Source organism: Vreelandella hamiltonii (genome assembly GCF_014651795.1).
GTDB classification, from domain to species: Bacteria; Pseudomonadota; Gammaproteobacteria; order Pseudomonadales; family Halomonadaceae; genus Vreelandella; species Vreelandella hamiltonii.
On sequence record NZ_BMXO01000039.1, the window covers coordinates 1 to 608 of the forward strand.

Here is a 608-nt window from a genome sequence, read left to right on the forward strand (position 1 = left end):
ATAGTTATTTATCGCATGATGAGTAATAGAAAGGAGCTTCACAGCTTCACTTAAAAATGGGGGTGCGGAACATTAGTTAGTTGGTAGGGTAATGGCCTACCAAGACGATGATGTTTAGCCGGGCCGAGAGGCTGTACGGCCACACTGGGACTGAGATACGGCCCAGACTCCTACGGGAGGCAGCAGTAAGGAATTTTCCACAATGAGCGAAAGCTTGATGGAGCGACACAGCGTGCAGGATGAAGTTCTTCGGAATGTAAACTGCTGTTATAAGGGAAGAAAAAATAGAATAGGAAATGATTTTATCTTGACGGTACCTTATTAGAAAGCGACGGCAAACTATGTGCCAGCAGCCGCGGTAATACATAGGTCGCAAGCGTTATCCGGAATTATTGGGCGTAAAGCGTCCGTAGGTTTTTTGCTAAGTCTGGAGTTAAATGCTGAAGCTCAACTTCAGTCCGCTTTGGATACTGGCAAAATAGAATTATAAAGAGGTTAGCGGAATTCCTAGTGAAGCGGTGGAATGCGTAGATATTAGGAAGAACACCAATAGGCGAAGGCAGCTAACTGGTTATATATTGACACTAAGGGACGAAAGCGTGGGGAGC

At 45.4% G+C, this 608-nt stretch carries 1 rRNA gene; it reads left to right on the forward strand.

Annotation, left to right across the window (positions count from 1 at the left end):
* Positions 1-608 (forward strand): 16S ribosomal RNA (locus IE061_RS17915); the annotation flags it as partial.